Origin of the sequence: Nocardiopsis yanglingensis, from assembly GCF_045809185.1 — a bacterium.
Taxonomy (GTDB): Bacteria; Pseudomonadota; Gammaproteobacteria; order Xanthomonadales; family Xanthomonadaceae; genus Stenotrophomonas; species Stenotrophomonas yanglingensis.
Genome location: NZ_JBJNRH010000007.1, coordinates 54323 through 77835, shown reverse-complemented (window position 1 = coordinate 77835; position 23513 = coordinate 54323). Strand labels below are relative to the sequence as shown.

Here is a 23513-nt window from a genome sequence, read left to right as displayed (position 1 = left end):
TTGTTGTGTGTGGTGATAAAGGGTGTAGCTAAGCTAAACAATCGAACCGGGAGCGGGGGTGGCCAGGCGGCCACCCGGACGCATCAGTTCAGCGCAAAGTTGACCGGGACGCGAACGCGACCTGCCGCCTTCTTACCGCCAGATTCAGCGGCGTTGAAGCGCCACTTGCGAGCTGCTTCCATCGCAGCACGGTCCAGGTCGCGGTTACGGCTGGACTTTTCCACCGTGACATTGGTGACGTTGCCGCTGGCATCGACATCAATGATCAGGATCACTTCGCCCTGGATACCAGCGCGGAAGGCTGCCGGCGGGTAGCGCGGCGGATTCATGGCCTTCGACGAGATGTCCACGCTGGCCTCGATCGAGGTCGCAGGTGCCGGCGGCGCAGGGGGCGACGGCGGCGTGACGATATCGTTCGGACGCGGTTCCGGCACGTCCACGACCGGCGCCTGCGGCGGCGGCGGGACCGGCGACGGCTTCGGCGGCGACAGATTCTTCACCGGCGGCGGCGGAGTATCGGTCGGCGGCGGCGGCGGCGGCGGCGGGGGCGGCGGCGGCGGTGCATCGACGATGGTCACCATGACGTTGCGCTCCTTCTCCGCAACGGCCTTGGGAGCCACGGCGGGAATGAGGAGCATCATGAAGGCGGCCAGATGCAGGGCAATTACAAACGCGATGCCGACGATGCGAGGCCAGCTCAGCCCCTTGTCATCGGGTTGTTCGTACCGGTGAACGACTAGTTGTTCCGTCATGCGCCAAGAGCTCAATAGTGGGGCCGGGATGCCGGGGGCGGAATCCCTGATCAGCGGTGCATGACACCGCAGGAACCTCCAAGCTTATACCAATCCTGAGCGCCTGCGCATCAACTGAGCAGGCATTCAGGCGTTATTCCTACTTACTTCAGGTTGATGATTTTTTTGGCATCAGCCTGGTTCTTCACACCCTTCGCCAGCGCCTGCTGGGCGGCCTGCTTGGCCTCCGGGATGCGACCTTCGGCATGCAGGACGCGTGCCAGGTTCAGGTAGGTCTCACCGTCCTTGGACAGCGGGGCAGCCTTCTGCCACGCATCGATCGCCTGCGGCACCTGGTCGGAGTAGTAGTAGGACTGGGCCAGCGCCAGGTAGACCTGGTAGTCCGGCTTCAGGATGCCCTTCTGCAACCCTTCGTTGATGACCGCGATGACGTCCTTTTCCTTGTGTTCGGTGTTGGCATAGATCGAGTACAGCTGCTTGTACTCGCGCTCTTCGGTGAGCTGGCCGCTGCTGCGCAGCTTGTCCATCACCGCAGCCGCCTTGTCCATCTGGTCGGCCTGCATGTACATGCTGGCCAGGTTCAGCTGGGCCTTCTTGTCGTTCGGGTTCTTGGCAGCCAGGGCCTCGGCTTCCTTGACCGCTTCACCGGACTGGCCGGCTTCGGACAGGGCCGCCATCAGCAGCTGGTTCCAGTTGTCCTTCGGTTCGGTCGAACCGGCGATGGCCTGCTTCAGCACCGGGATCGCTTCCTGGTAGCGCTCCAGCTGGTACAGCGCCTGGCCCTTGGCGATCAGCTCTTCCGGCTTGGTCGACTTGCTCTCGGCGAAGTACTTGTCGAGGGTGGCCAGGCCTTCGGCGGTCTTGTCTTCCTGCAGCTCCAGCTGGCCCAGCATCAGCATCGACTGGAAGTGGCCGTTGTTGTCCAGGCCGTTGAACTGCAGGACCTGCTTCAGGTAGGCGATCGCCGCTGCGGTGTCGTCGGTCTGGTAGGCGGCCTGCGAGGCCAGCTGCGCAGCCAGCGACTTGTCGTACTCGTTCGCGGCGCTGTCAGCCAGGATGGCGTCGGCCTGGGTGCGGGTCTCCGGGAACTTTTCCTTGTTGTAGCTGTCGATCATTTTCTGCAGCTTGCTGCCCAGCTTGGCCGAAGCCTTGACCGTCGGCTCCTGGCGGGTCGCGTTCGGGTACAGCACCTCGGCCTTGGCCTGCTTGCCGCCGCGGTTGCCGCGCTCGGAGGAGCGCGAGGACTGCGCGAAGGCATCGGTGACCACGGCGCCGGTCAGGGCGGTCGCGACGAGGACGGAAAGCACAGCTTTGTGGTTACGGAAAATCATCGTTCACCTCGATCGAACCGCCGGTTAGCGGCAAAGTCGGACTGTCAGAAAAATCTGAGCCGCCAAACGTATCAGAAACAGATGGCGTGAGAAATCGTTTTATGTGCTGCAATACAGCATGAAACTGCGCACTCATCCGCACTTTGGCCGCAGTCCGGCCGCCTGCGCCTGCTGATAGACCGGCGTCAGAGCCGGTGCATCGCGTCGCAGTTCCTGGATCCGGTTGGCTGGGTCGGGGTGCGTGGACAGCCATTGTGGGCTGCGACCGCCACTGGCCGCCATCATGTTCTGCCACAGATCGACCGCCTGTGCCGGGTTGAAACCGGCCTGGGCCATCAGTCGCTGGCCGATCACGTCGGCCTCGCTCTCCTGGGTACGCGAGCCGGGCAGCAGGAAGGCGGTCTGCGCGCCCATCCCGCCAAGCTGGTTCACGGTGCTGGCCGCCCCCTCGCCGTAAGCGGCACCGGCGAGCGCGCCGAGCACGGCCAGGCCAGTCTGCGCGCCCATCTGACGGGTGATGCGCTCTTCGTGGTGACGGGCGATGACGTGGCCGATTTCATGGCCGATTACGGCAGCCAGCTGGTCCTGGTTCTTGGCGACGGTGAAGATGCCGGTGTTCACGCCGACCTTGCCGCCGGGCAGGGCGAAGGCGTTGGGCTCCTTGTCGACGAACACCGCGGTCTCCCACCGTACGCCACGGTACTGAGCAGGCAGCTGCGCGACCAGCGCGTTGACCACGCATTGCACGTAGCCGTTCTGGCGGCCGTCGGTGCTGATCTTTTCCTTCTGCTTGGTTTCGGCGAACGCCTGCGCTCCCAGCTGGTCCAGCTGCGCCTGTGATACGCCGCCCACCATCTGCCGACGCCCGGTCGGGGACGTCGTGGTCGCGCAGGCGCTGACCAGGGTGGTGATGACAAGGGCCAGCAGCAGTTGTTTCATGGAAGCTCCCCCGTGTTCATGTGCGCAGTGTGTAGCGTAGCGGCTTAATCTTTCGTCAAGCGGACACGGCGTTACGTTGACCCCAGGAACACCATCGCGGCAAGCGCGACGGCGTTGTTCAGCCCATGCGCGGTGATCGCCGCCCACAGCGTACCGGTGCGCTGGTAGAGCCAGCAGAACGCGGCGCCCATGCCGCCATAGACCAACCACAACTGCGCGATTTCGGCCGGGCCATTGGCACTGGTGCCAGGGATTTCATGGATGAGGGCGAAAGCAAGGCTGCTCAGTACCACGCCCAGCCACGGGCGCCCCGCCTTCCACAGGCGGCCAAACAGCACGCGGCGGAACAGCAGCTCCTCGTAGGCCGGTGCCAGTACCACCGCGAACAGCACCAGGAACAAGGGAAAGCGCGCGATCGCACTCTGCATCAGCGCCAGGTTGGTGGGGACCGGCTCGACGCCGAACTGCTTGGCCAGGAAGGCGATGCCATTGCTGCCGAGCACGATCAGGGTCGCCACCAGCAGGGTCCAGCCCCAGGTGGAGGGACGGCGCAGCGCCTGGCGGGACGCGTGGCGCTCGGCGGCGTTGGCCGGCCGTCGCCAGAAGTACAGCAGCAGCGCGGCCCCGCCGGTGGCAAACAGCGCCATGAGAATCTGCGCAAGCGCGCCGGGCTGGCCCAGTGACGCCGCTACCGAACTGGGCTCGGATGCGCCAGCACCGGCCTGCGCGTTCGCGTAACCCACCGCCACGCCACGGTACAGGCCCCACAGCAGACCGCTGATCAGGCTCAGGCCAAACAGGGTCACAGCGGCGATGCCCAGGTCGATGAAGAACCCCGCCAACGGCGAAACGGCACGCGGCGCGGCAGAAGCCGGCGGAACCGGGGGCGGGGCGGAAACCGGGGCGGATGCAGACATCAGGTACCTGTATTCAAGAGTCGAAGGCCGGCGCGCCTCCCCGCGCACCGGCCGTGTCCCGATTGTGTCAGATATCCAGGTTTGCGACCTTCAGCGCGTTGTCTTCGATGAAGTCGCGACGCGGTTCGACGACATCGCCCATCAGGGTGCTGAAGATCTGGTCGGCAGCGACAGCGTCTTCGATGCGCACCTGCAGCAGTCGACGGGTTTCCGGATTCACCGTGGTGTCCCACAGCTGCTCCGGATTCATTTCACCCAGGCCCTTGAATCGCTGGATCTGGCGGCCGCGCTTGGCCTCCTCGAGCAGCCAGTTCTGTGCCTTGGCAAAGCTGTCGACTTCGATCGACTTGGCACCGCGGGAAATAGTCGCGCCTTCGCGGACCAGACCGTGCAGCAGCTTGGAGGCCTGGTGGATCGCGCGCAGTTCGCCGCTTTCGAAGGCCGACATCGGCAGCACCTGGATGTGCTGTTCGCCCATGTGGCGACGGGTCACCAGCACAGCGGCCGGACGCTCGTCGTTGGCTTCCTGCAGTTCCAGCGTGAAACGCGGGCTTCCCAGGCTGCCCTGGTTGAGGCGCTTGGCCAGTGCATCCAGGCCCTCGCCGTCGCCGGCAGCGCGCAGGCTTTCCAGGTCCATCGGCACGAAGTCGACCAGCGCTTCAAGCAGGTTGCGATCGTAGCGATGTGCGTTGCGCTCGATCGAATCCAGCGCGGCCGCGTAGGCCAGCAGCAGCTTCTCCAGCGCGAGGCCTTCGATGCCGGGCTCGCCGGTGGCCGGCACCAGCGCGGCGTTTTCCACTGCGCTGCTGGCCAGGTAGCTGTCCAGCGCCGGGTCGTCCTTCAGGTACAGCTCCTGCTTGCCCTGCTTGATCTTGTACAGCGGCGGCAGGCCGATGTAGACGTAACCGCGCTCGATCAGCTCCGGCATCTGACGGTAGAAGAACGTCAGCAGCAGGGTGCGGATGTGGGCGCCGTCGACGTCGGCGTCGGTCATGATGATGATCTTGTGGTAACGCAGCTTGTCGGGGTTGTACTCGTCACGGCCGATGCCGGTGCCCAGCGCGGTGATCAGCGTACCGACCTGGTCGGAGGACAGCATGCGGTCGAAGCGTGCGCGTTCCACGTTGAGGATCTTGCCGCGCAGCGGCAGCACCGCCTGGTTCTTGCGGTTGCGGCCCTGCTTGGCCGAGCCACCTGCCGAGTCACCCTCGACGATGAACAGTTCGGACAGTGCCGGATCCTTTTCCTGGCAGTCCGCCAGCTTGCCCGGCAGGCCGGCGATATCCAGCGCGCCCTTGCGGCGGGTCAGGTCGCGGGCCTTGCGCGCCGCTTCACGTGCACGCGCGGCATCGACGATCTTGCCGGCGATCGCCTTGGCTTCGTTCGGGTTTTCCTGCAGGAATTCTTCCAGCCGCGCACCGAAGGCGTTTTCCACCGCCGGACGCACGTCGGAGCTGACCAGCTTTTCCTTGGTCTGGCTGGAGAAGCTCGGGTCCGGCACCTTCACCGACAGCACCGCGATCATGCCTTCGCGCATGTCATCGCCGGTCAGGTTGATCTTGGCCTGCTTGGCGATGCCGTTCTGCTCGATGTAGTTGTTGAGCACGCGGGTCAGCGCACCGCGGAAACCGGCCAGGTGGGTACCGCCGTCCTTCTGCGGAATGTTGTTGGTGAAGCAGTACATCGTCTCCTGGTAGGAGTCGGTCCACTGCAGCGCCACATCCACGACGATGCCGTTGTGCTCGCCGGTGACCGAGATGACGTTCGGGTGCAGCGGGGTCTTCAGCTGGGCCAGATGCTCCACGAAGCTGCGGATGCCGCCTTCGTAGTGGAAGTCATCGCGACGGCCATCGCCACGCTCGTCGGCAAGGACGATCTTGACGCCGGAGTTCAGGAACGACAGCTCGCGCAGGCGGCGGGCCAGGATGTCGTAGTGGAACTCCACGTTGTCGTGGAAGGCGACGGTCGACGGCCAGAAGCGCACGGTGGTGCCACGCTTGGTGGTGGCCTCCAGCTTGGCCAGTGCGGTCACGGCTGCGCCGTTGCTGAATTCCTGCTGGTAGTGGGAGCCGTTCTGGAACACGTCCACCAGCAGTTTCTGCGACAACGCGTTGACCACGCTGACGCCGACGCCGTGCAGACCACCCGAAACCTTGTAGCTGTTGTCGTCGAACTTGCCGCCTGCGTGCAGGACGGTCATCACCACTTCGGCGGCGGAGACTTCGCGACCGAGCTTGGCGCTCATCTGCTCGTGCTTGCCGGTCGGAATGCCGCGGCCGTTGTCCGACACCGAGACCGAGCCGTCGGCGTGGATCGTCACCGCAACATGGTCGGCATGGCCGGCCAGCGCTTCGTCGATCGAGTTGTCGACGACTTCGAACACCATGTGGTGCAGACCGGTGCCGTCATGCACGTCGCCGATGTACATGCCGGGACGCTTGCGGACAGCCTCCAGGCCTTCCAGGGCGGTAATGCTGTTGGCGTCGTAATTGCCGTTGTTTGCCGGGGTGTTCTGTTCGTCGCTCATTGCGCTTGCCGTAGGCTCCGCAGGTCGGCCACCGCTTGGAGCGATGCGCCGAGAATGAAAGGATTCCAACCCGAATTATACCAGCCGGGGTCGAGCGGCCCTGGTGTGTCCACTATGGCACAGCCACGATCTGTGCATGTTCCACGTGGAACCGGGCGATGTGAGTCAGTTCTTCCAGCGCCGCCGGCGTTTCGGTGGCGGTGATGAAGATCTGTGCCGGCCCATTGAGCAGGCGCTCCAGTACCCGCGCCTGGTGGGTGCGATCCAGCTCAGAGGCCAGATCGTCCAGCGCGATCACCGGCCATTCGCCGCGCTGTTCCGCATAGTCTTCGGCCTGTGCCAGCAGGCAGGCCAATGCCGTCAGCTTGGCCTGGCCGCGGGACAACGCGTCACGCCCGGGAATGCTGTGGAAATCCACACTCCAGTCCGCCCGGTGCGGGCCCACCGAGGTATACCCGGCCTGTCGGTCACGTTCCCGGGCCAGAAGCAGGGCATCGGCCAAGGGAAGCTCATGCCGCCGCCAACCGGGGCTCAATTCCAGTCCCTGGATGCCGAGTTGCGGAGCCAGACTGGCGGCCAAGGCTACCGTGCGCTGCTGCAGACGCTCCAGGTAGTGCTGGCGGCGGCTGGTCAGTGGTTCTCCGGCCTCGGCCAGCTCGTGATCCCAGGTATCGAGCATCCGCGACGGCCCGCCCTGCTTGAGCAGGGCATTGCGCTGTTTCAGTGCCCGGGAGTAGCGGCGCCACAGGGACAGAAAATCCGGTTCCACGTGGAACAAGCCCCAATCGAGGAAGCGGCGGCGGGGTTCACCACCACCGCTGACCAACGCATGGCTGCCTGGCTCGAACGTGACTACCGCAAGCGCTGCGCACAGATTGCCAAGCTGGGCCACGTCTTCGCCGTCCAGCCGTCCCTTCCAGTCCTGGCCACTGTGGCGCAGGCCGGCCTTTCGGCGGTGCGGTGGGTGATTGGCACGTTGTTCGTCCCATTCCACGAAGACTTCCAGCGCCTCCTGGCCTTGACGCACCAATCCATCGCGCACCCGGCCACGGAAGCTGCGGCCATACGCCATCAGATGCAGGGCTTCGAGCACGCTGGTCTTGCCGGCACCGTTGTCGCCGGTCAGCAGGTTCAATCCCGGCTGTGGCGACAGGTCCACCGCACTGAAGCGACGCAGTTGATGCAAGGCGAGGCGGCGGATCTGCATGGGGCGCGAAAGACCATCCGCACAAGGCGGTAGAGGGGCAGGGAATCCATCAGCTTACTGCATTGGTCAAGCCGGACGGCCCTCTGCGGCTGCCATGCCGGAGGATGGAACGAAGCGGAGGTCCGGATCGCGTGTTCCACGTGGCGGCGCTTCAACAAAGGGCACGATCACCGGTCTGGAGCGCCCTGGAAATCCTTCAAATCTGCAGCGGAAGGCAGGGCATGGACCCTCAGAATTCAACGATTCCAGGCCCTGTGTCCGGACCTCGTGCGCACCACGTTCCCGCAGTCGCCGTAAATGGCCCGCAGATTTCTTGAAATCTGCGATGCCGTCTCCTGGACGGTTCCACAGATTTCAAGAAATTCATGCTGTCCGTTTCACGCTGTCCACAGCGACCATGTATGACTTATACACAAGGTATGGGCAATTTGTGGATAAAAAAGCCATTTTGACCAAGCTCTGAAACTATCCACAGGTTCCCCCCCAGCCTGAGGGGCCTCTATACAGGGGGTTTCAGGTGCATAAATGCCTTTTAAATCATGGAGATAAGGCATTTTTCCACGAGATCTGGCCCTACCATCACCACCATGCTTTAGATTTATACCCAGATTTAGAAGCTAGGCTCGGCCCGATCTGATCCGAACCAGAGCTGTGGACAGTGGCGTTTTCAGAAACGGCAACGAAGACGCAGGCCACCCATTCCACATGTTCGCTGATCGGCAAGCAGGGCACCGAAGCTTGATCCTGGAATCCGGCAAGCGCGGCAGAGCAATGCGGGTTGATCCTCTGACCATGGCCTGTTGCCCAGCTGCTTCAGTTCAAAGGTTTCAGAAGGATCGTTCGGAGACATCAAGCATCTAGTGACCGAGGACATCCACTCGGGCAGGATCCATTTCAACGGGTTCGCGTTCGATGCTCCACGTGGAACCTGCAAAAAAACGCCCGGGAAGATCCCGGGCGTCGTTCGGTTCCACGTGGAACAGCGCAGCGGTCAGAGCCGCAGCGGCATCACCACGTGGCGCGACTTCTCGCTGCTGGATTCACGCACCAGCGCCGAGGAGTTGGAGTCGCGCAGCTGGATGATGACTTCCTCGTCGCGCAGGGCGGAAAGGGCGTCCAGCAGGTAGTTCACGTTGAAGCCGATGGCCAGATCGCTGACCGTGGTGTCGGCTTCGATCTCTTCCTGGGCTTCTTCCTGCTCCGGGTTGTGCGCGCTGATCTTCAGGTTGCCCGGCGAGACTTCCACGCGAATGCCGCGGTACTTCTCGTTGGACAGGATCGCGGCGCGCTGCAGTGAGGCACGCAGTGCTTCACGATCAACCTTCACTTCGCGGTCGGCACCGATCGGAATGACCGCTTCATAATCCGGGAAACGGCCGTCGATCAGCTTCGAGGTGAAGGTGACATCGTCGCGCTTGACGCGGACGTGGCTGCGGCCGACTTCCAGCTCGATCTCGCGATCGCCGCTCTCCAGCAGGCGCTGCAGTTCGGTCACGCCCTTGCGCGGCACAATGATCTGGCGCTTGGAACCACTGGGCTTGGCCAGGTCGGTTTCACACAGCGCCAGGCGGTGGCCGTCGGTGGCAACGGTACGCAGGGCATCACCGCGCAGGTCGAACAGCAGACCGTTGAGGTAGTAGCGCACGTCCTGCTGGGCCATCGCGAACGCGGTGCGCTCGATCAGCTCCTTCAGGGTCGCTTCGCCGATGGCCACGCGCTCGGTGGCTTCCACTTCGTCAACCGACGGGAAGTCGTTGGAGGGCAGGGTGGCCAGGGTGAAGCGGCTGCGGCCGGCCTGCACGGTGATCTTGTCACCGGTCTGCGAGACGGTGATCCGGCTGCCGTCGGGCAGAGCGCGGATGATCTCGAACAGCTTGCGGGCGGGGATGGTGGTTTCGCCGTCCTGGGCATCTTCAACCGCGATCCGCGACACCATCTCCACTTCCAGGTCGGTACCGGTCAGCGACAGCTGGCCGTTCTGCACCTGGACCAGGAAATTGGCCAGAACCGGAAGGGTCTGGCGGCGTTCGACCACGTTGACGACCTGTGCCAACGGCTTGAGAAAGGCTTCGCGCTGCAGTGTGAAACGCATGTGGTTCCGTGCCCCTATGCTTTAAAAAATGTGGAATAAATCAAAAGCTTGGTGGTGCTGGTAGAGACAGAATCGCTGGAAAACAACGCTAAGTCTTTGTAAATAAAAGAATTTCAGACCTCGAAACCCTCTGTATTACCGACCCCCAGGGGGTGGGGAAAGCTGTGGATAAATTCGACGCGATTTCAGACGCCATTTTTATCCACAACGTGTCCCGCGCTTGCTACCGGATTCTGCACCGTTTTGTGCGATGACGCCTCATCGGCATCCGTGCATCATTCGCTCAGCTTCCGGATCAGCTTGTCCCAGTCCTCGCGGAGCTTGCCGTCGGTTTCCATCAGAGTCCGGATCTGGCGGCAGGCATGCAGCACCGTGGTGTGATCGCGACCGGCAAAGGCGTCGCCGATCTCGGGCAGGCTGTGCTCGGTCAGTTCCTTGGTCAGGGCCATGGCGACCTGGCGGGGGCGGGCCAGCGAGCGGGTCCGACGCTTCGACAGCAGATCCTTGATCTGCAGGCCGTAGTAGTCGGCAACGGTTTTCTGGATGTTGGGAATGCTGATCGCCTGCTGCTGGGCGCGCAGCAGATCGCGCAGGGTTTCCTGGGCAAATTCGGTGGTGATCGCGCGGCCGGTGAAATTGGCGCGGGCGGTCAGGGTATTGAGCGCACCTTCAAGGTCGCGCACGTTGGAGCGCATCTTCTTGGCGATCAGGAACGCAACATCATCGGGAATCTCGGCACCGCGTTCGCGTGCCTTGGCCAGCACGATCGCGGCGCGGGTCTCGAAGTCCGGCGGTTCGATCGCGACCGACAGGCCCCAGGCAAGCCGCGACTTCAGGCGCGCTTCCAGGCCTTCGACCTCGCGCGGATAGCGGTCGCAGGTCAGGATGATCTGCTGCTTGCCATCGAACAACGCGTTGAAGGTGTGGAAGAACTCTTCCTGGGTGCGGTCCTTGCCGGCGAAGAACTGGATGTCATCGATCAGCAGCGCGTCCACCTGCTGGAACTGACGCTTGAACTGATCCATGGTCTTTTCCTGCAGGGCCCGGATCATCGCGCTGAAGAACTGTTCCGAACGCAGGTACAGCACCTTCGCCCCCGGGTTGGCCTGGCGCATGGCGTTGCCGGCGGCGAACATCAGGTGGGTCTTGCCCAGGCCGGTGCCTCCGTACAGCAGCAGCGGGTTGTGCGCACGGTCGCCCGGCTTCTGCGCCGCCTGGAAGGCGGCGGCCAGGCCCAGCTGGTTGCTGCGGCCTTCGACGAAGTTGGCGAACGTGTAGTGATTGTCCAGGTTGCCGGCAAACGGCACCTGCGGTTCGCTGGACACATGCGCCGACGGCGTGGAAACCGGCGCGTTCTGCGCCTCCACAGGGCGCGGACGCGAGCCGATTTCAAGAAAAACGTCGCTGAAACCGGCGAAATGAGCCAGCAGTTCGCGGATCCGGGCCAGGTACAGCTCGCGGACCTGGTCGACGATGAAGGCATTCGGTGCATACAGCACCAGGCTGTCCACGCGCAGATCGGCCTGCAGCGGCTTCAACCAGGTATGAACGTCTTCCGGCGGGAACTCCGCTTCGAGGCGCTCGAGACTACGGGACCAAGCATCCATCAGCAATAATCGTCCGGTGGCCGGGGCATGGACGCGACAAGGCGCCCAAACACAGGCCGGAAAGGGGGGAAATGGATGGCTCAGACTACCACCGAGCGCCCGCCTTCGGAATGCTTGTCCCCTACTTATTCACAAAAACATCCACAGCTATTGCACAGCCCAGTGAATTCGCGTAGCTGCCAGGGGTTGACTTGGGGCGGGGTACCTCTCTAGAATTTCCGGTTCTTTCCGTCCCATTCATACGAGAGGCCCCCAATGGCCACGAAGCGCACCTACCAGCCCAGCAACCTCAAGCGTAAGCGCGACCACGGCTTCCGTGCCCGTATGAAGACCGCTGACGGCCGCAAGATCCTGTCGCGTCGCCGCGCCAAGGGCCGCAAAGTCCTGAGCGCCTGATTGCCATGCCGCACATCGCGGCAGACGCAATCCCTTCGACAGTGAATACTGCAGACCCGCGCAAGCGATTCCCTCGCTCTGCGCGGGTTCGCACGCGTGCCGAATACTCAACGGTCTTCAACGGCGCCCGCCGTGTGTCCGATCCGCTGATGACCCTGCACTGGCTGCCGGCTGACCGGCCGGCCAGGCTGGGTCTGGCGGTTTCCCGCAAGGTAGATCCGAACGCCGTCGGGCGTAACCGGATCAAGCGCGTCCTGCGCGACATCCTGCGTCAGACACGTACCGACATCCAGCCAGGCGACTTCGTCGTCGTGGCTCGAAGTGCTGCGCGTTCCGCCAGCAACGACGAGATCCGCCAGGCCTTCCTGCGCCTGCTGCGTCGCCTGCGTGCATTGCCCACGCCGGGCGTGGACGGCACAATGCCGCCGCCTGATGGCATCGCAACTCCTTCTTTGACCGAGCCGGCATCGCGTCCCGGCCCCGCCGAGCCTGTCCGCTGATGAACCAGACCCGCGTATTCCTCATTTTTGCCTGGCTGATGGTGGCCGTGCTGCTGTGGATGGAGTGGAGCCGTGAAAAGGCTGCTCCGACCCCGGCACCGACGACCACGTCGGCCCCGGCTGCCGCACAGAGTGTTCCGGGCGCCGCCCCGGGCAGCATCCCCAGCGCACAGGTTCCGGGTGCCCCGGGCCAGACCGCTGTGCAGGCCCAGGCCAGCGCCACCCCGGCCAGCCAGCGCGTGACCGTCACCACCGACGTGCTGCGTCTGGTGCTTGATGGCGGCCGCGTGCTCGACGCCGAGCTGCTGCAGTTCCCGCAGACCAAGGACGAAGGCAGCCCGCCGGTCCGCCTGCTGACCGAAGATCCCGCGCATCCGTACAGCGCGATCAGTGGCTGGGCCAGCGAAGACAAGAACACCCCGGTTCCCGGCGCTGACGGCTTCAAGCTGGTCGGTGACACCACGGACTTCGTGCTGGCCAAGGGCCAGAACGAGCTGCAGATCCCGTTCGTGTGGACCGCCGACAACGGCGTGACCATCAAGCGCACCCTGACCGTCTCGCGCAACGAGTACGCCGTGCGCTTCAAGGACGAAGTCAGCAATGCCGGCGCCGCGCCGTGGAACGGCTACGTCTACCGCACCCTGGACCGCACCCCGACCATCCTGTCGCGGAGCATGACCAACCCGGATTCGTTCAGCTTCAACGGTGCCACCTGGTACGACAACGACAAGAAGTACCAGCGTCGTGCGTTCAAGGATTACCTGGACGACGGCGCGCTGAACCAGAACATCACCGGCGGCTGGCTGGCGATGCTGCAGCACCACTTCTTCACCGCCTGGATCCCGCAGAAGGACCAGACCGCACACTACGTGCTGTCGCAGGTGGCCGGTCGTGACCTGATCGAAGCGCGTGGCCCGGCCTTCACCGTGGCCCCGGGCCAGTCCACCAGCACCGAGGCCCGCCTGTGGGTTGGCCCGAAGCTGGTCAACCTCATCGCCAAGGAAGACGTGCCGGGCCTGGACCGCGTGGTCGACTACAGCCGCTTCTCGATGATGGCGGTGATCGGCCAGGGCCTGTTCTGGGTGCTGAACCAGGTGCACAAGCTGGTCGGCAACTGGGGCTGGGCGATCGTCGGTCTTGTGGTGCTGCTGAAGCTGGTGCTGTACCCGCTGTCGGCGACCCAGTACAAGAGCGGCGCCAAGATGCGTCGCTTCCAGCCGCGCATCGCGCAGCTGAAGGAACGCTATGGCGATGACCGCCAGAAGTTCCAGACCGCGATGATGGAGCTGTACAAGAAGGAAAAGATCAATCCGATGGGCGGCTGCCTGCCGATCCTCATCCAGATGCCGATCTTCTTCGCCCTGTACTGGGTGCTGGTGGAATCGGTCGAACTGCGCCAGGCGCCCTGGTTCGGCTGGATCCAGGACCTGACCGCACGCGACCCGTACTTCATCCTGCCGGTCATCAACGTGGCGGTGATGTGGTTCACCCAGAAGCTGACGCCGGCACCGGGCATGGACCCGATGCAGCAGAAGATGATGCAGTTCATGCCGCTGGTGTTCGGCGTCATGATGGCCTTCATGCCGTCCGGCCTGGTCCTGTACTGGGTGGTCAACGGCGGCCTGGGCCTGCTGCAGCAGTGGTGGATGACCAAGCGCCATGGCGGCGAGCCGGTTCCGACCACCACCGCGCCGGCCCCGGTCAAAAAGAAGTAATCCGACCGGCAGGTCACCTGCTTGGTAGAGTCGACTGTTAGTCGACTGCTCCTGGCCTGACCGACCAGCAGAAGCCCGCCGCAAGGCGGGCTTTTCGCATGCGGCGTTAGAATCGCCGGCACACCGTTCCTCCATCCATCGAGTCCGCCATGCCGCGTGCGTCGTCGTTCCGCCTGTTCCTGCCCTCGCTGTTGTTGACCCTGGTCGTTGCCGGCTGTGGCGACAAGGACGCGAAGGCGCCGGCGACCACGGTCACCCAGCCCAGCGCGCAGGCCGCGGCCGCCGCCGATCCCGCCGCGGCCCCGTTGCTGGCCGCGCTGCAGAAGCAGCTGGACGGCTACCGCCGGATCATCGTGTTGCTGGCCGACGAGGACCAGCAGTCGGCCGCCGACCGCGGCACCTCCACGCGCGTGGGACAGCAGCTGTTCCACGATGGCCTGGAACAGCGCACGGCCATCGCCGCGCAGTTCGACACGCTGTTGCGTGGCTCCAGTTCGCAGCGCTTCGCCACCCTCGGCACCGTGCTGGACTACATCGAGTCGGCGCCGGAACTGTTCGATGCCGATCGCCTGGCCTTCCGCGAAGTGCTGCGTGATCTGCATGAGCGGATCGGCACCGATTCCTCGCTGCCGGCGGTGAAGCTGCACCAGCGCATCGGCGAGGACCTGGAGGCGCTCGACGAGATCGAGCGCAACTACAACCAGGAACTGACCCGCATCTTCAGCCGCTTTGAGCGCACCCGTGCCATCGAACTGAAGCGCGAGAAGTGGGACGACTACATCGCCCACCTGCACAAGGACTACAGCCGCGAAGCGATCCTGCGCGACTATGGCGTGATCGAGCCGTATCCGATGTCGATGAAGGACAGCGACCGCGAGATCTTCGGCCGCGACCTGCCGGCCAAGACCGTGGTGCTGACCTTCGACGATGGCCCGCACAAGGCCTACACCGATGAAGTGGTGGCCATCCTCAAGCGCTACGACGTACCGGGTGTGTTCTTCGAAGTGGGCCGCAACCTGGGCAAGGTCGAGGCCGATGGCAAGGTCAGCCTCGGCCCGATGGCGAAGATCAGCCGCAACCTGATGGAAGAGGGCTACGCTGTGGGCAACCACAGCCTGACCCACGCCCAGCTGTCGCGCACCACCGGCGACGCGCTGCGCCAGCAGGTACTCGACACCGACACGCTGCTGAAGGACGTCGACAGCAAGCGCGCGCCGCTGTTCCGCTTCCCGTATGGCGCGCGCAATGCCGAAGGCCTGCAGCTGCTCAACGAAGCCGGGCTGAAGTCGATCATGTGGAACATCGACTCGATGGACTGGGCCGACCCGGTGCCGGAGTCGATCGTGCAGCGCGTGCTCGACCAGGTGAACAAGGAGCAGCGCGGCATCATCCTGTTCCACGACATCCATGACCGTGCGGTCAAGGCGCTGCCGCAGATCCTCGACCGGCTGATCGCCGACGGCTACCAGTTCGCCGGCTGGAATGGTCGCGACTTCACCGTCGCCCGTGCGCGCAAGGGCGATACCGGTGCCGCCACCATCACCACCGGCTACGAGAAGTCCTGGGCGATCGTGGTCGGCATCGACACCTACGCCAAGTGGCCGAAGCTGGAGTACGCCAGCCACGACGCGCAGGCGGTGGCCGATACCCTGACCGGGCAGTTCGGCTTCCCGTCCTCGCAGGTGATCGTGTTGAAGAACGAGCAGGCCACCCGCAACAACATCCTGGCCGCCTTCCACGACCGCCTGGCCGACGACCGCACCGGCAAGAACGACCGCGTGTTCGTGTTCTTCGCCGGCCATGGCGCGACCCGCCAGCTCGCCTCCGGGCGCGACCTCGGCTACATCATCCCCGTCGATTCGGATCCGAAGGAATTCGCCACCGACGCGATCGCAATGACCGACATCCAGAACATCGCCGAGAGCATGCAGGCCAAGCACGTGATGTTCGTGATGGATGCCTGCTACAGCGGCCTGGGCCTGACCCGTGGCGGCCCGTCGTCGTCGTCGTTCCTGCGCGAGAACGCCCGCCGCAGCGCGCGGCAGATGCTGACCGCCGGCGGTGCCGACCAGCAGGTGGCCGATGCCGGCCCGAACGGCCATTCGGTGTTCACCTGGGTGCTGCTGCAGGCGTTGGCCGGCAAGGGCGACCTCAACGGCGATGGCCTGATCACCGGCACCGAACTGGCCGCCTACGTGGCGCCGGCAGTGTCCGCGGTATCGCACCAGACGCCGGCCTTCGGCAGCCTGCCCGGTTCGCAGGGCGGCGAGTTCGTGTTCCAGGTGCCGGACAGCCAGGAATTCCTCAACGCCGATACGCGCCAGCTGACCGCCGAGGCGATCGCGCTGAACAACAAGGTCGATGCCGCCAGCGAGGCCAAGGGCAGCCAGGCACCGGTGACCGTGGCCGACCTGCAGGGTGGCAAGGCCAAGCTGGTGGTACCCACTGCCGGCCCGGCGTCCGACCGCCAGCGCGCGCAGCAGGCCAATGACCGCGGCCTGCAGCTGTACCGCGAGAAGCAGTACGACGAGGCGGCCGCGCAGTTCACCGAAGCACTGAAGCTGCGCCCGGACTTCGCCCAGGCTGCCAACAACCTCGGTTTCGTCTATTACCGCCAGCAGCGCTACGCCGAAGCCGCACGCTGGCTGGAGAACACGCTGAAGATCGATCCGTCGCGTGCGGTGGCCTATCTCAACCTGGGCGATGCCTACTTCAACGCGGGCGACAAGGCCAAGGCCAAACAGGCCTACACCACCTACCTTGCGCTGCAGCCGCAGGGCAGTGGCGCGGCGCAGGCACGTGCGCAGCTGGGGAAGCTCTGAGCGATGAACGACGCGATCCGTACCGACACCATCGTGGCCATCGCCAGTGCGCCCGGCGCTGGCGGTGTCGGCCTGCTGCGCCTGTCCGGTCCGCGCGCTGCGGCCATCGCCAACGCGCTGGGTGCGCCCGCGCTGCGCCCGCGCCATGCGCACTACGCACGCCTGCGCGATGCCGACGATGAGGTGATCGACGATGGCATCGTGCTGTGGTTCCCGGCACCGAACAGCTTCACCGGCGAGGAAGTGGTGGAACTGCAGGGCCATGGCAGCCCGGTGCTGCTGCAGCAGCTGGTCGCGCGCTGTATCGCGCTCGGTGCGCGCCAGGCGCGGCCGGGCGAGTTCAGCGAGCGCGCGTTCCTCAACGGCAAGCTCGACCTGGCCCAGGCCGAGGCCATCGCCGACCTGATTGCCGCAGGCGACAACCGTGCCGCACGCGCCGCACGGCGTTCGCTGGATGGCGTGTTCTCGCGCCGCATCGACGCCGTGGTCGAGCAGCTGGTGCTGCTGCGCATCCACGTGGAAGCGGCCATCGACTTCGCCGACGAACCGTTGGATACGCTCGGTGGCGCGCAGGTGCGGCGTGGGCTGGAACAGGCGCGCAGCGACCTGGCCCTGCTGCGCCGGGATGCAGAACGCGGCCGTCGCCTGCGCGATGGCCTGCACGCAGTACTGATCGGCCCGCCGAATGCCGGCAAGAGTTCGCTGCTGAATGCCCTGGCCGGCAGCGAGCGCGCCATTGTCACCGACATCGCCGGCACCACCCGCGACACGCTGCGCGAAACCATCCGCCTGGACGGCCTGGAGCTGACCCTGGTCGACACCGCCGGCCTGCGCGACGGCGGCGACGCCATCGAACGCGAAGGCATGCGCCGCGCCCACGTGGAAATCGAGCGCACCGACCTGGCGCTGATCGTGCTGGATGCGCGCGATCCGGCTGCGGGTGAAGCCGCACTGGGCGATGCCGTGGCGGCGGTGCCGCACAAGGTCTACATCCACAACAAGTCGGACCTGCTGGATGCGTTGCCGGCGCTGGACGATCCGGATCGGGTGTTCGTTTCGGCCGCCACCGGCGCCGGGCTCGAAGATCTGCATGCGCGCCTGCGTTCGATCGCATCGGCCGGGGCAGGGGAGCAGGTGGATGGCGAGTTCTCCGCGCGCACGCGGCATGTGGATGCAATCGAGCGTGCGCAGGAACACGCGCAGCGCGCCGATGGCGAACTGGCCCACGAACACCTGGAGCTGGCCGCCGAGGAACTACGGCTGGCACATGACGCTCTGGGCGAGATCACCGGGCAGATGAGTGCCGATGACCTGCTGGGAAGGATCTTCTCCAGTTTCTGCATCGGCAAGTAACGCGAGGTGAGATCCCCGGAGAGGCTCTGACTGCCTCGCTTACTCATGACTGACGGCGAGGGGTTTCAACCCGGTGCGCGACGCCTCCTTGATATCATGCCGCCATGAACCCGATCACCGACAGTGACGTGCGATCAGCCCTGCTGGGCAAGGTCATTGCTGAGCATGTCGCAAATCCGAACACGCTTGTGGTGGAGGAAATGGGGCTTGCGCGCGGTGCCTGCCGGGTCGACGTCTGCGTCATCAATGGCCACCTGCACGGCTACGAGATCAAGAGTGATGTCGACACGCTGCGGAGACTCCCGTTGCAGCAGCAGTTCTATTCCGATGTCCTTGACAAGGCAACGATCGTGGTGGGACAGCGTCATCTGGACCATGCCCTAGAGACGTTGCCTGCTTGGTGGGGGGTCAGGCTGGCATTACGTGGAGCGCGCAACGCAGTGAGGCTGGAACTAGTGCGGGCTGCAAAACTCAATCCATCAGTGAGCGCGACGGCCGTCGCGGCACTTCTCTGGCGCGATGAAATTTCTGCTCTGATCGGTGGGCGGACGCCTGAAAAATCAGCGCTGCGCGGCAACCGCGCAGCGCTATGTGAACGTCTGTCGGAGCTCTACAGTCTTGCGGAAATCCGTGCGCTGGTCAGGGATCAGTTGAAGCGCCGGTCAGACTGGCGAGGTCGCGAACAACCTTAGTCATATGGTGGTTGGTCGCTACCGTTGGCCAGGTCGAGCTTCCCCCCGTACTGGTGACACTGTTTGCGCAGTCCTCGATGTACGCATCGCCCCAGCTGTAGCTGCGCCCCATGAAGACCACCGGCAGATCGGAGACCAGGTGCCGGCACAGATCACGGTACTGGTCGCGGCCGTTGCGCTTGATCTGGGTACCTACAACGATCCGCCACTGATCATCTATCGTGTACTTGATCTTGGCATTGGGGTCGAACAGGCGCGGATCCATCAATTCCGTCTGCGGAGAAGCACAGCCATAGTCACCAAACCATGGCATTCGTCCAGAGTGCATGCGGGCTAGCCGCGTGTACGCGCGCCATTCCCGCCGGTTCACGTCGCCATGTGGGCGATAGCTCGAAGAGGGGCTCAGACTGGCGGGGAAACTACCACCTGCGAGGGTGATCGATCTCCAGTCGGCCAGATCCGGAACCGCCGTAATCCATGCCTGCCAAGTCGATGCCTGAAGCGTGGGCGAGTCGGCGACATCGGCCGAGCTGTCGAGGATCAGGTCCACCTGACCCGAGACCACGCCCAACAGTTTCAGCAACCCTGATATCCGGGCCAGGCGCCCTCCTTCAAGATCATCCGGCACCAGCCGTAATCCGCAGCCACGAGCATCGCGGGCGACGATCCGTGCTACCGCCTGCTGGTAGTCGACATGCCGGTCAATGCCGGTCACGGGAATGGCCTTGCATCCCGCGGTCCGCGTGAGGTCGAAGATCCGTTCCAGATGGTGCTGCCCGTCCGCCATGGTGTCGTCCCCGGCAAGATAGGGCGAATCGAACAGGCAGCTCCGCGCCTTCCAGTTACTGCTCAGACGTCTGCCTACCATCTTTAGGTGGTCATCGAGCGACTTGGCCGGTGCATCGTTCTCGAAGTCCCACTGCTCGATCGGGATCTCGAACAGGGGATAGATCCCATCCTTGACTCCTTCGCTGGTACGACCCACCGCGAGATACTCCCCCTGCCGCCATTTGAGAATCGGCATGTACATCGGTTGTTCCATGATCTGCCCCTGACAACTTCGCTGTTGGTCCTTGGAGGCTAGTCGCGGGCCGTGCAGCGCTTCAATCAGAATTGTTTGAAGAATGGGGGCGGTCAGGTCGGAGCCCCTGCGGGGATCCGACCCCAGGTCCCCCACCTGTCACATTGCCGCCGCATACTGACGCCCATCACATACCGCTTGGGGAAGTCGCAGTGAAGTCGTGGGGCTGTGCGTTGCTGTTGTCGCTGGCCGTGGCACCATCGGTGGCCATGAGTGCTGAATCCTCCACCCCGGCCGCGCACAAGGTGTCGGTCTATGGCCACCGCGGGGCAAGCGCGCTGCTGCCCGAGCACACCCTGGCGGCCTATGCGCAGGCCATCGCCGATGGCGCCGACTACATCGAACCGGACCTGGTCATGACCAAGGACGGGGTGATGGTGGCCCGCCACGAGAACGAGATCGGTGGCACCACCGACGTCGCCTCGCATCCGGAGTTCGCCAGCCGCCGGACCAGCAAGGTCATCGACGGGCAGAAGGTCGATGGCTGGTTCACCGAAGACTTCACCCTGGCCGAGCTGAAGACGCTGTACGCGCGTGAGCGCCTGCCGGAACTGCGCAGCACTGCCTACGATGGCCAGTTCCGCATTGCCAGCCTCGACGAGATCCTGGCCTTCCTGGTGCAGCAGGCCGGCCGCGCCAACCGCGGCATCGGCCTGGTCCCGGAGATCAAGCATCCGACCTACTTCCAGTCGATCGGCCTGCCGATGGAGGACAAGCTCCTGGCCGCGCTGCGTGGCAACGCATACACCAACGTCGGGCCGGTCACCATCCAGTCGTTCGAGACCGCCAACCTGCGCTACCTGCGCGGCAAGATCCCGCGCGGCAGCAACATCCGCCTGCTGCAGCTGCTGTGGAAGGGCGACACCCAGCCAGCCGACATTGCCAAGGCCGGTGGCACCCTGACCTACGCGCAGATGATGACGCCGGCCGGACTGAAGGACATCGCCAGCTACGCCGACAGCATCGGCCCTGAGCTGCGCTCGATCATTCCGCTGGATGACAAGGGCGCACTGGGCACGCCGACCACGCTGGTGCGCGATGCGCATGCGGTGGGCCTGATGGTGATTCCGTATACCTTCCGCCCGGAGAACCACTTCCAGGCCAGCAACCTGCGCAAGGGCGCTGACAACGCGCGCAATGCAGAGGGCTCGATCGCCGAAATGCGCGCCTACCTGGCCACCGGCATCGATGCGTTCTTCACCGATGACCCGGCGCTGGGCCGGCAGGCGGTGGATGGGATGGGCGCGGCGGGGAATGCGGCGAACTGACGGGGGGTTCTGGTAGATGCCAACCTTGGTTGGCACACGGCAGGAGTGCCGACCAAGGTCGGCCACTACCGGGTCATGAGGTTGCCGGCCAGCGGCCGGCACTACCGTCACCTCAACCGCGGGGGTCTTCCGGCCGGCGGAACGGGATCACCACGTAGTCCTGGCCCTCGCGCGGCTGCCACAGCACCGGCACGCGCTGCGGTGACGGCGGCTCCAGCTCATCGTCGGGCAGCGGTTCGATGTCTTCTTCTTCGTCCTCCCAGCTGTAGCGCGGGCGCGGCGGCAGCGGGTCGGCGTTGCGGAACAGCAGCGCGGCGATGATGCCGGCGAAGGCACCGCCTATGTGCGACTGCCAGGACACGCCGTCGGCGTGCGGCAGGATGGTCATCAGCATGCCGCCGTAGAACAGCATGCCGATCAGGCCGGTGGCGATCGCCGCACGGTCACGGCGCAGCAGGCCGAGGCTGGCCAGCAGGAACATCAGGCCGTGGGTGACGCCGCTGGCGCCCAGGTGCACGCTGCCCGGATTGCCCAGCATCCACGCACCGATGCCCGAGCCCAGCCACAGCAGGGGCAGGGCGCGCACGGTGGCTTTCGGGTAGACGCTGCCGGCCAGCGTGCCGAGGATCAGGATGGCGATGCTGTTGGCGACGATGTGCTCGACCGAGGCATGCAGCATCGGGCCGCCGATCAGGCCAAGCAGGCCCTTGGCTTCCAGTGGCGCGACCGCCCACGGTCGCCAGTCGAACGTGCCCTGCAGGGCGAACACGGCCACCAGCACCAGCACGGCGGCCAGGCTGACATTGAACGCCCGCAGGATGCGCGAGCGGTCATTGCGGGGGGCCGGCGCGTCGCCGGCGGGCAGGGGCGCGTTGTTGTTCATACCTCAGCAATGGCGGTGGTTGGCGCGAAACCAAGGCTACCGCTGCGGGAGAGTGGAAACGGCCGGCGGGACAATCCCACCGGCCGCGCCAACCAGCGGGTCAGGCTCAGGCCTGGCCTTCGCCTTCCTTCGGCGGGTACTTCAGGCTCAGCACCACGGTGGCGGCGATGATCACCGCGACCACGCCCAGCGACACCGGGGTCGGGATCTTGAACAGGTCGATGATCATCATCTTGATGCCGATGAAGCCCAGCACCAGCGCCAGCCCGTACGGCAGCAGGTGGAAGCGGTCGGCCATGCCGGCCAGCAGGAAGAACATCGCACGCAGGCCCAGCACCGCGAACACGTTGGAGGTGAGCACGATGAACGGGTCGGTGGTGATGGCGAAGATCGCCGGGATGCTGTCCACCGCGAAGATCACGTCGGTCACCGCGATCAGGATCAGCACCGCGAACAGCGGGGTGAACCAACGCACGCCGTCCCGCTTCACGCTCATCGCGTTGCCGGCGTAGTCCGGCAGCAGGCGCAGGTGCTTGCGCATCCAGCGCAGGGCCGGGTTGGCCTCCAGATCCGGCTCCTGGCCGGCGGCGAACCACATCTTCCAGCCGGTGAAGAGCAGGAAGGCGCCGAACACGTAGAGCAGCCAATGGAACTGGGTGATCAGCACGCTGCCGGCGAAGATCATGATCGTACGCAGCACGATCGCACCCAGGATGCCGATGATCAGCACCTTCTGGCGCTGCTCCTCCGGCACCGCGAAGTAGCTCATGATCATCAGGAAGACAAAGATGTTGTCGACCGCCAGCGCCTTCTCGACAAGGTAACCGGTCAGGAACTCGAGGCCGACCTTGTTGGCCACCACCTGGCCGGCGGTCTCATTCAGGTAGTACCAGAGGCCGGCATTGAACAACAGGGCCAGCGCGACCCAGCCGATGGACCACCACAGGGCCTCCTTGAAGGTGACCTTGTGCGGTCCACCATGGCGCATCAACACGAGGTCGACCAGCAGGGCGATGACCACCACCGCTGCGAAGCCGCCCCACAACCACACGTTACCGATCGTCTGCATTGGGAATGTCCGTTGGAAAGATGAATGCCAGGCCGGACGGCGAGGATCTGCAACGGAGGATCGGGAGGGGGATCCAGGGACAGAGCTTCGCCAGTACGGCGAAGGTCTCGCTCGCAGTTCCAGTCGGCTGGAACTGCCGTTGCACCGGAGCCTGCGGGCTCGAAATGACGGCGACAACGTCTGGGAGCTACTCCCCTTCTGGCGCCGATTCTGCGGCCTGGCCGGGCTGCCGTCAAATGGCGGGTGACCGGGGTCCCCGCTCTGGCAGGTGCCAACCTTGGTTGGCATACCCGCCGGGGGGGGGGGCCCCCCCCCGGGCCCCCCCCCCCCCCCCCCGGGAAAAAAGAGAGGGGTGTAAACCC

The 23513-nt window shown here is 64.8% G+C and carries 18 protein-coding genes; 7 read left to right on the top strand and 11 right to left on the bottom strand.

The features are described 5' to 3' along the window. Positions 1-83: 83 nt before the first annotated feature. From ACJ7C5_RS11650 to dnaA, 8 genes are all read right to left on the bottom strand, one after another. Positions 84-767, bottom strand: coding sequence for an energy transducer TonB (locus ACJ7C5_RS11650; RefSeq protein ID WP_412703968.1), 684 nt, complete (start codon positions 765-767; stop codon positions 84-86). A gap of 128 nt (positions 768-895) precedes the next feature. Then, the gene (locus ACJ7C5_RS11645; RefSeq protein WP_049447424.1) at positions 896-2083 is read right to left on the bottom strand and encodes a tetratricopeptide repeat protein; all 1188 of its coding nucleotides are present in this window, start codon (positions 2081-2083) and stop codon (positions 896-898) included. Positions 2084-2215: 132 nt separating this feature from the next. Next, a complete protein-coding gene (locus ACJ7C5_RS11640) occupies positions 2216-3022 on the bottom strand; it encodes a M48 family metallopeptidase (RefSeq protein WP_006479406.1) in 807 nt (268 codons plus the stop codon). 71 nt (positions 3023-3093) lie between these two features. Next, a complete protein-coding gene (locus ACJ7C5_RS11635) occupies positions 3094-3939 on the bottom strand; it encodes a CPBP family intramembrane glutamic endopeptidase (protein ID WP_412703967.1) in 846 nt (281 codons plus the stop codon). A 67-nt stretch (positions 3940-4006) separates the two neighbouring features. Beyond that, positions 4007-6466, bottom strand: a complete 2460-nt coding sequence (gene gyrB / locus ACJ7C5_RS11630) for a DNA topoisomerase (ATP-hydrolyzing) subunit B (RefSeq protein WP_094001764.1) — start codon at positions 6464-6466, stop codon at positions 4007-4009. 112 nt (positions 6467-6578) lie between these two features. Further along, positions 6579-7673 (bottom strand): DNA replication/repair protein RecF, encoded by a 1095-nt coding sequence (gene recF / locus ACJ7C5_RS11625; protein WP_094001765.1) that lies wholly within the window; start codon positions 7671-7673, stop codon positions 6579-6581. Between the two features lie 991 nt (positions 7674-8664). Next, on the bottom strand, positions 8665-9765 hold the full coding sequence (gene dnaN, locus ACJ7C5_RS11620; protein ID WP_005411731.1) for a DNA polymerase III subunit beta: 1101 nt from the start codon (positions 9763-9765) through the stop codon (positions 8665-8667). Positions 9766-10040: 275 nt separating this feature from the next. Continuing rightward, positions 10041-11372 (bottom strand): chromosomal replication initiator protein DnaA, encoded by a 1332-nt coding sequence (gene dnaA, locus ACJ7C5_RS11615; protein ID WP_005411730.1) that lies wholly within the window; start codon positions 11370-11372, stop codon positions 10041-10043. 255 nt (positions 11373-11627) lie between these two features. Here dnaA and rpmH point away from each other — a divergent pair, with 255 nt between their 5' ends. The 6 genes from rpmH (at position 11628) to ACJ7C5_RS11585 (ending at position 18850) form a co-directional block, all read left to right on the top strand. Next, positions 11628-11768, top strand: coding sequence for a 50S ribosomal protein L34 (rpmH, locus tag ACJ7C5_RS11610; protein WP_005411729.1), 141 nt, complete (start codon positions 11628-11630; stop codon positions 11766-11768). Positions 11769-11773: 5 nt separating this feature from the next. Next, on the top strand, positions 11774-12268 hold the full coding sequence (gene rnpA, locus ACJ7C5_RS11605; RefSeq protein ID WP_021203275.1) for a ribonuclease P protein component: 495 nt from the start codon (positions 11774-11776) through the stop codon (positions 12266-12268). Then, positions 12268-13983 carry a membrane protein insertase YidC gene (gene yidC / locus ACJ7C5_RS11600; RefSeq protein WP_412703966.1) on the top strand — a complete coding sequence of 572 codons (1716 nt, stop codon included), beginning with the start codon at positions 12268-12270 and terminating at the stop codon, positions 13981-13983. The genes rnpA and yidC overlap by 1 nt, the downstream gene beginning before the upstream one ends. A 149-nt stretch (positions 13984-14132) precedes the next feature. Continuing rightward, complete coding sequence (locus ACJ7C5_RS11595; protein ID WP_412703965.1) at positions 14133-16805, top strand: polysaccharide deacetylase family protein; 2673 nt, start codon at positions 14133-14135, stop codon at positions 16803-16805. 3 nt (positions 16806-16808) lie between these two features. Beyond that, positions 16809-18158: a tRNA uridine-5-carboxymethylaminomethyl(34) synthesis GTPase MnmE gene (mnmE, locus tag ACJ7C5_RS11590; protein ID WP_412703964.1), complete on the top strand. Its 1350-nt coding sequence runs from the start codon at positions 16809-16811 to the stop codon at positions 18156-18158. 104 nt (positions 18159-18262) lie between these two features. After that, entirely contained in the window at positions 18263-18850 is a 588-nt protein-coding gene (locus ACJ7C5_RS11585) for a sce7726 family protein (protein ID WP_088028168.1), read from the top strand. On the opposite strand, the gene ACJ7C5_RS11580 is transcribed toward ACJ7C5_RS11585, so the two are convergent. Beyond that, positions 18798-19880, bottom strand: a complete 1083-nt coding sequence (locus tag ACJ7C5_RS11580) for a beta family protein (protein WP_412703963.1) — start codon at positions 19878-19880, stop codon at positions 18798-18800. The genes ACJ7C5_RS11585 and ACJ7C5_RS11580 overlap by 53 nt on opposite strands. A 203-nt stretch (positions 19881-20083) precedes the next feature. On the opposite strand from ACJ7C5_RS11580, the gene ACJ7C5_RS11575 reads away from it, so the two are divergent. Then, on the top strand, positions 20084-21199 hold the full coding sequence (locus tag ACJ7C5_RS11575) for a glycerophosphodiester phosphodiesterase (RefSeq protein WP_100447235.1): 1116 nt from the start codon (positions 20084-20086) through the stop codon (positions 21197-21199). Positions 21200-21311: 112 nt separating this feature from the next. Here ACJ7C5_RS11575 and ACJ7C5_RS11570 read toward each other — a convergent pair whose 3' ends face one another. Both ACJ7C5_RS11570 and ACJ7C5_RS11565 read right to left on the bottom strand, forming a co-directional pair. Beyond that, positions 21312-22082 carry a rhomboid family intramembrane serine protease gene (locus ACJ7C5_RS11570; RefSeq protein ID WP_412703962.1) on the bottom strand — a complete coding sequence of 257 codons (771 nt, stop codon included), beginning with the start codon at positions 22080-22082 and terminating at the stop codon, positions 21312-21314. Positions 22083-22188: 106 nt separating this feature from the next. Then, the gene (locus tag ACJ7C5_RS11565) at positions 22189-23151 is read right to left on the bottom strand and encodes a TerC family protein (protein WP_412703961.1); all 963 of its coding nucleotides are present in this window, start codon (positions 23149-23151) and stop codon (positions 22189-22191) included. Positions 23152-23513: the final 362 nt, after the last annotated feature.

Coding starts and splice junctions, on each gene's coding strand:
- ACJ7C5_RS11645 (WP_049447424.1), bottom strand. CDS start 2,083: ATGATTTTCCGTAACCACAAAGCTGTGCTTTCCGTCCTCGTCGCGACC.
- ACJ7C5_RS11640 (WP_006479406.1), bottom strand. CDS start 3,022: ATGAAACAACTGCTGCTGGCCCTTGTCATCACCACCCTGGTCAGCGCC.
- ACJ7C5_RS11635 (WP_412703967.1), bottom strand. CDS start 3,939: ATGTCTGCATCCGCCCCGGTTTCCGCCCCGCCCCCGGTTCCGCCGGCT.
- gyrB (WP_094001764.1), bottom strand. CDS start 6,466: ATGAGCGACGAACAGAACACCCCGGCAAACAACGGCAATTACGACGCC.
- recF (WP_094001765.1), bottom strand. CDS start 7,673: ATGCAGATCCGCCGCCTCGCCTTGCATCAACTGCGTCGCTTCAGTGCG.
- dnaN (WP_005411731.1), bottom strand. CDS start 9,765: ATGCGTTTCACACTGCAGCGCGAAGCCTTTCTCAAGCCGTTGGCACAG.
- dnaA (WP_005411730.1), bottom strand. CDS start 11,372: ATGGATGCTTGGTCCCGTAGTCTCGAGCGCCTCGAAGCGGAGTTCCCG.
- rpmH (WP_005411729.1), top strand. CDS start 11,628: ATGGCCACGAAGCGCACCTACCAGCCCAGCAACCTCAAGCGTAAGCGC.
- rnpA (WP_021203275.1), top strand. CDS start 11,774: ATGCCGCACATCGCGGCAGACGCAATCCCTTCGACAGTGAATACTGCA.
- yidC (WP_412703966.1), top strand. CDS start 12,268: ATGAACCAGACCCGCGTATTCCTCATTTTTGCCTGGCTGATGGTGGCC.
- ACJ7C5_RS11595 (WP_412703965.1), top strand. CDS start 14,133: ATGCCGCGTGCGTCGTCGTTCCGCCTGTTCCTGCCCTCGCTGTTGTTG.
- mnmE (WP_412703964.1), top strand. CDS start 16,809: ATGAACGACGCGATCCGTACCGACACCATCGTGGCCATCGCCAGTGCG.
- ACJ7C5_RS11585 (WP_088028168.1), top strand. CDS start 18,263: ATGAACCCGATCACCGACAGTGACGTGCGATCAGCCCTGCTGGGCAAG.
- ACJ7C5_RS11580 (WP_412703963.1), bottom strand. CDS start 19,880: ATGTACATGCCGATTCTCAAATGGCGGCAGGGGGAGTATCTCGCGGTG.
- ACJ7C5_RS11570 (WP_412703962.1), bottom strand. CDS start 22,082: ATGAACAACAACGCGCCCCTGCCCGCCGGCGACGCGCCGGCCCCCCGC.
- ACJ7C5_RS11565 (WP_412703961.1), bottom strand. CDS start 23,151: ATGCAGACGATCGGTAACGTGTGGTTGTGGGGCGGCTTCGCAGCGGTG.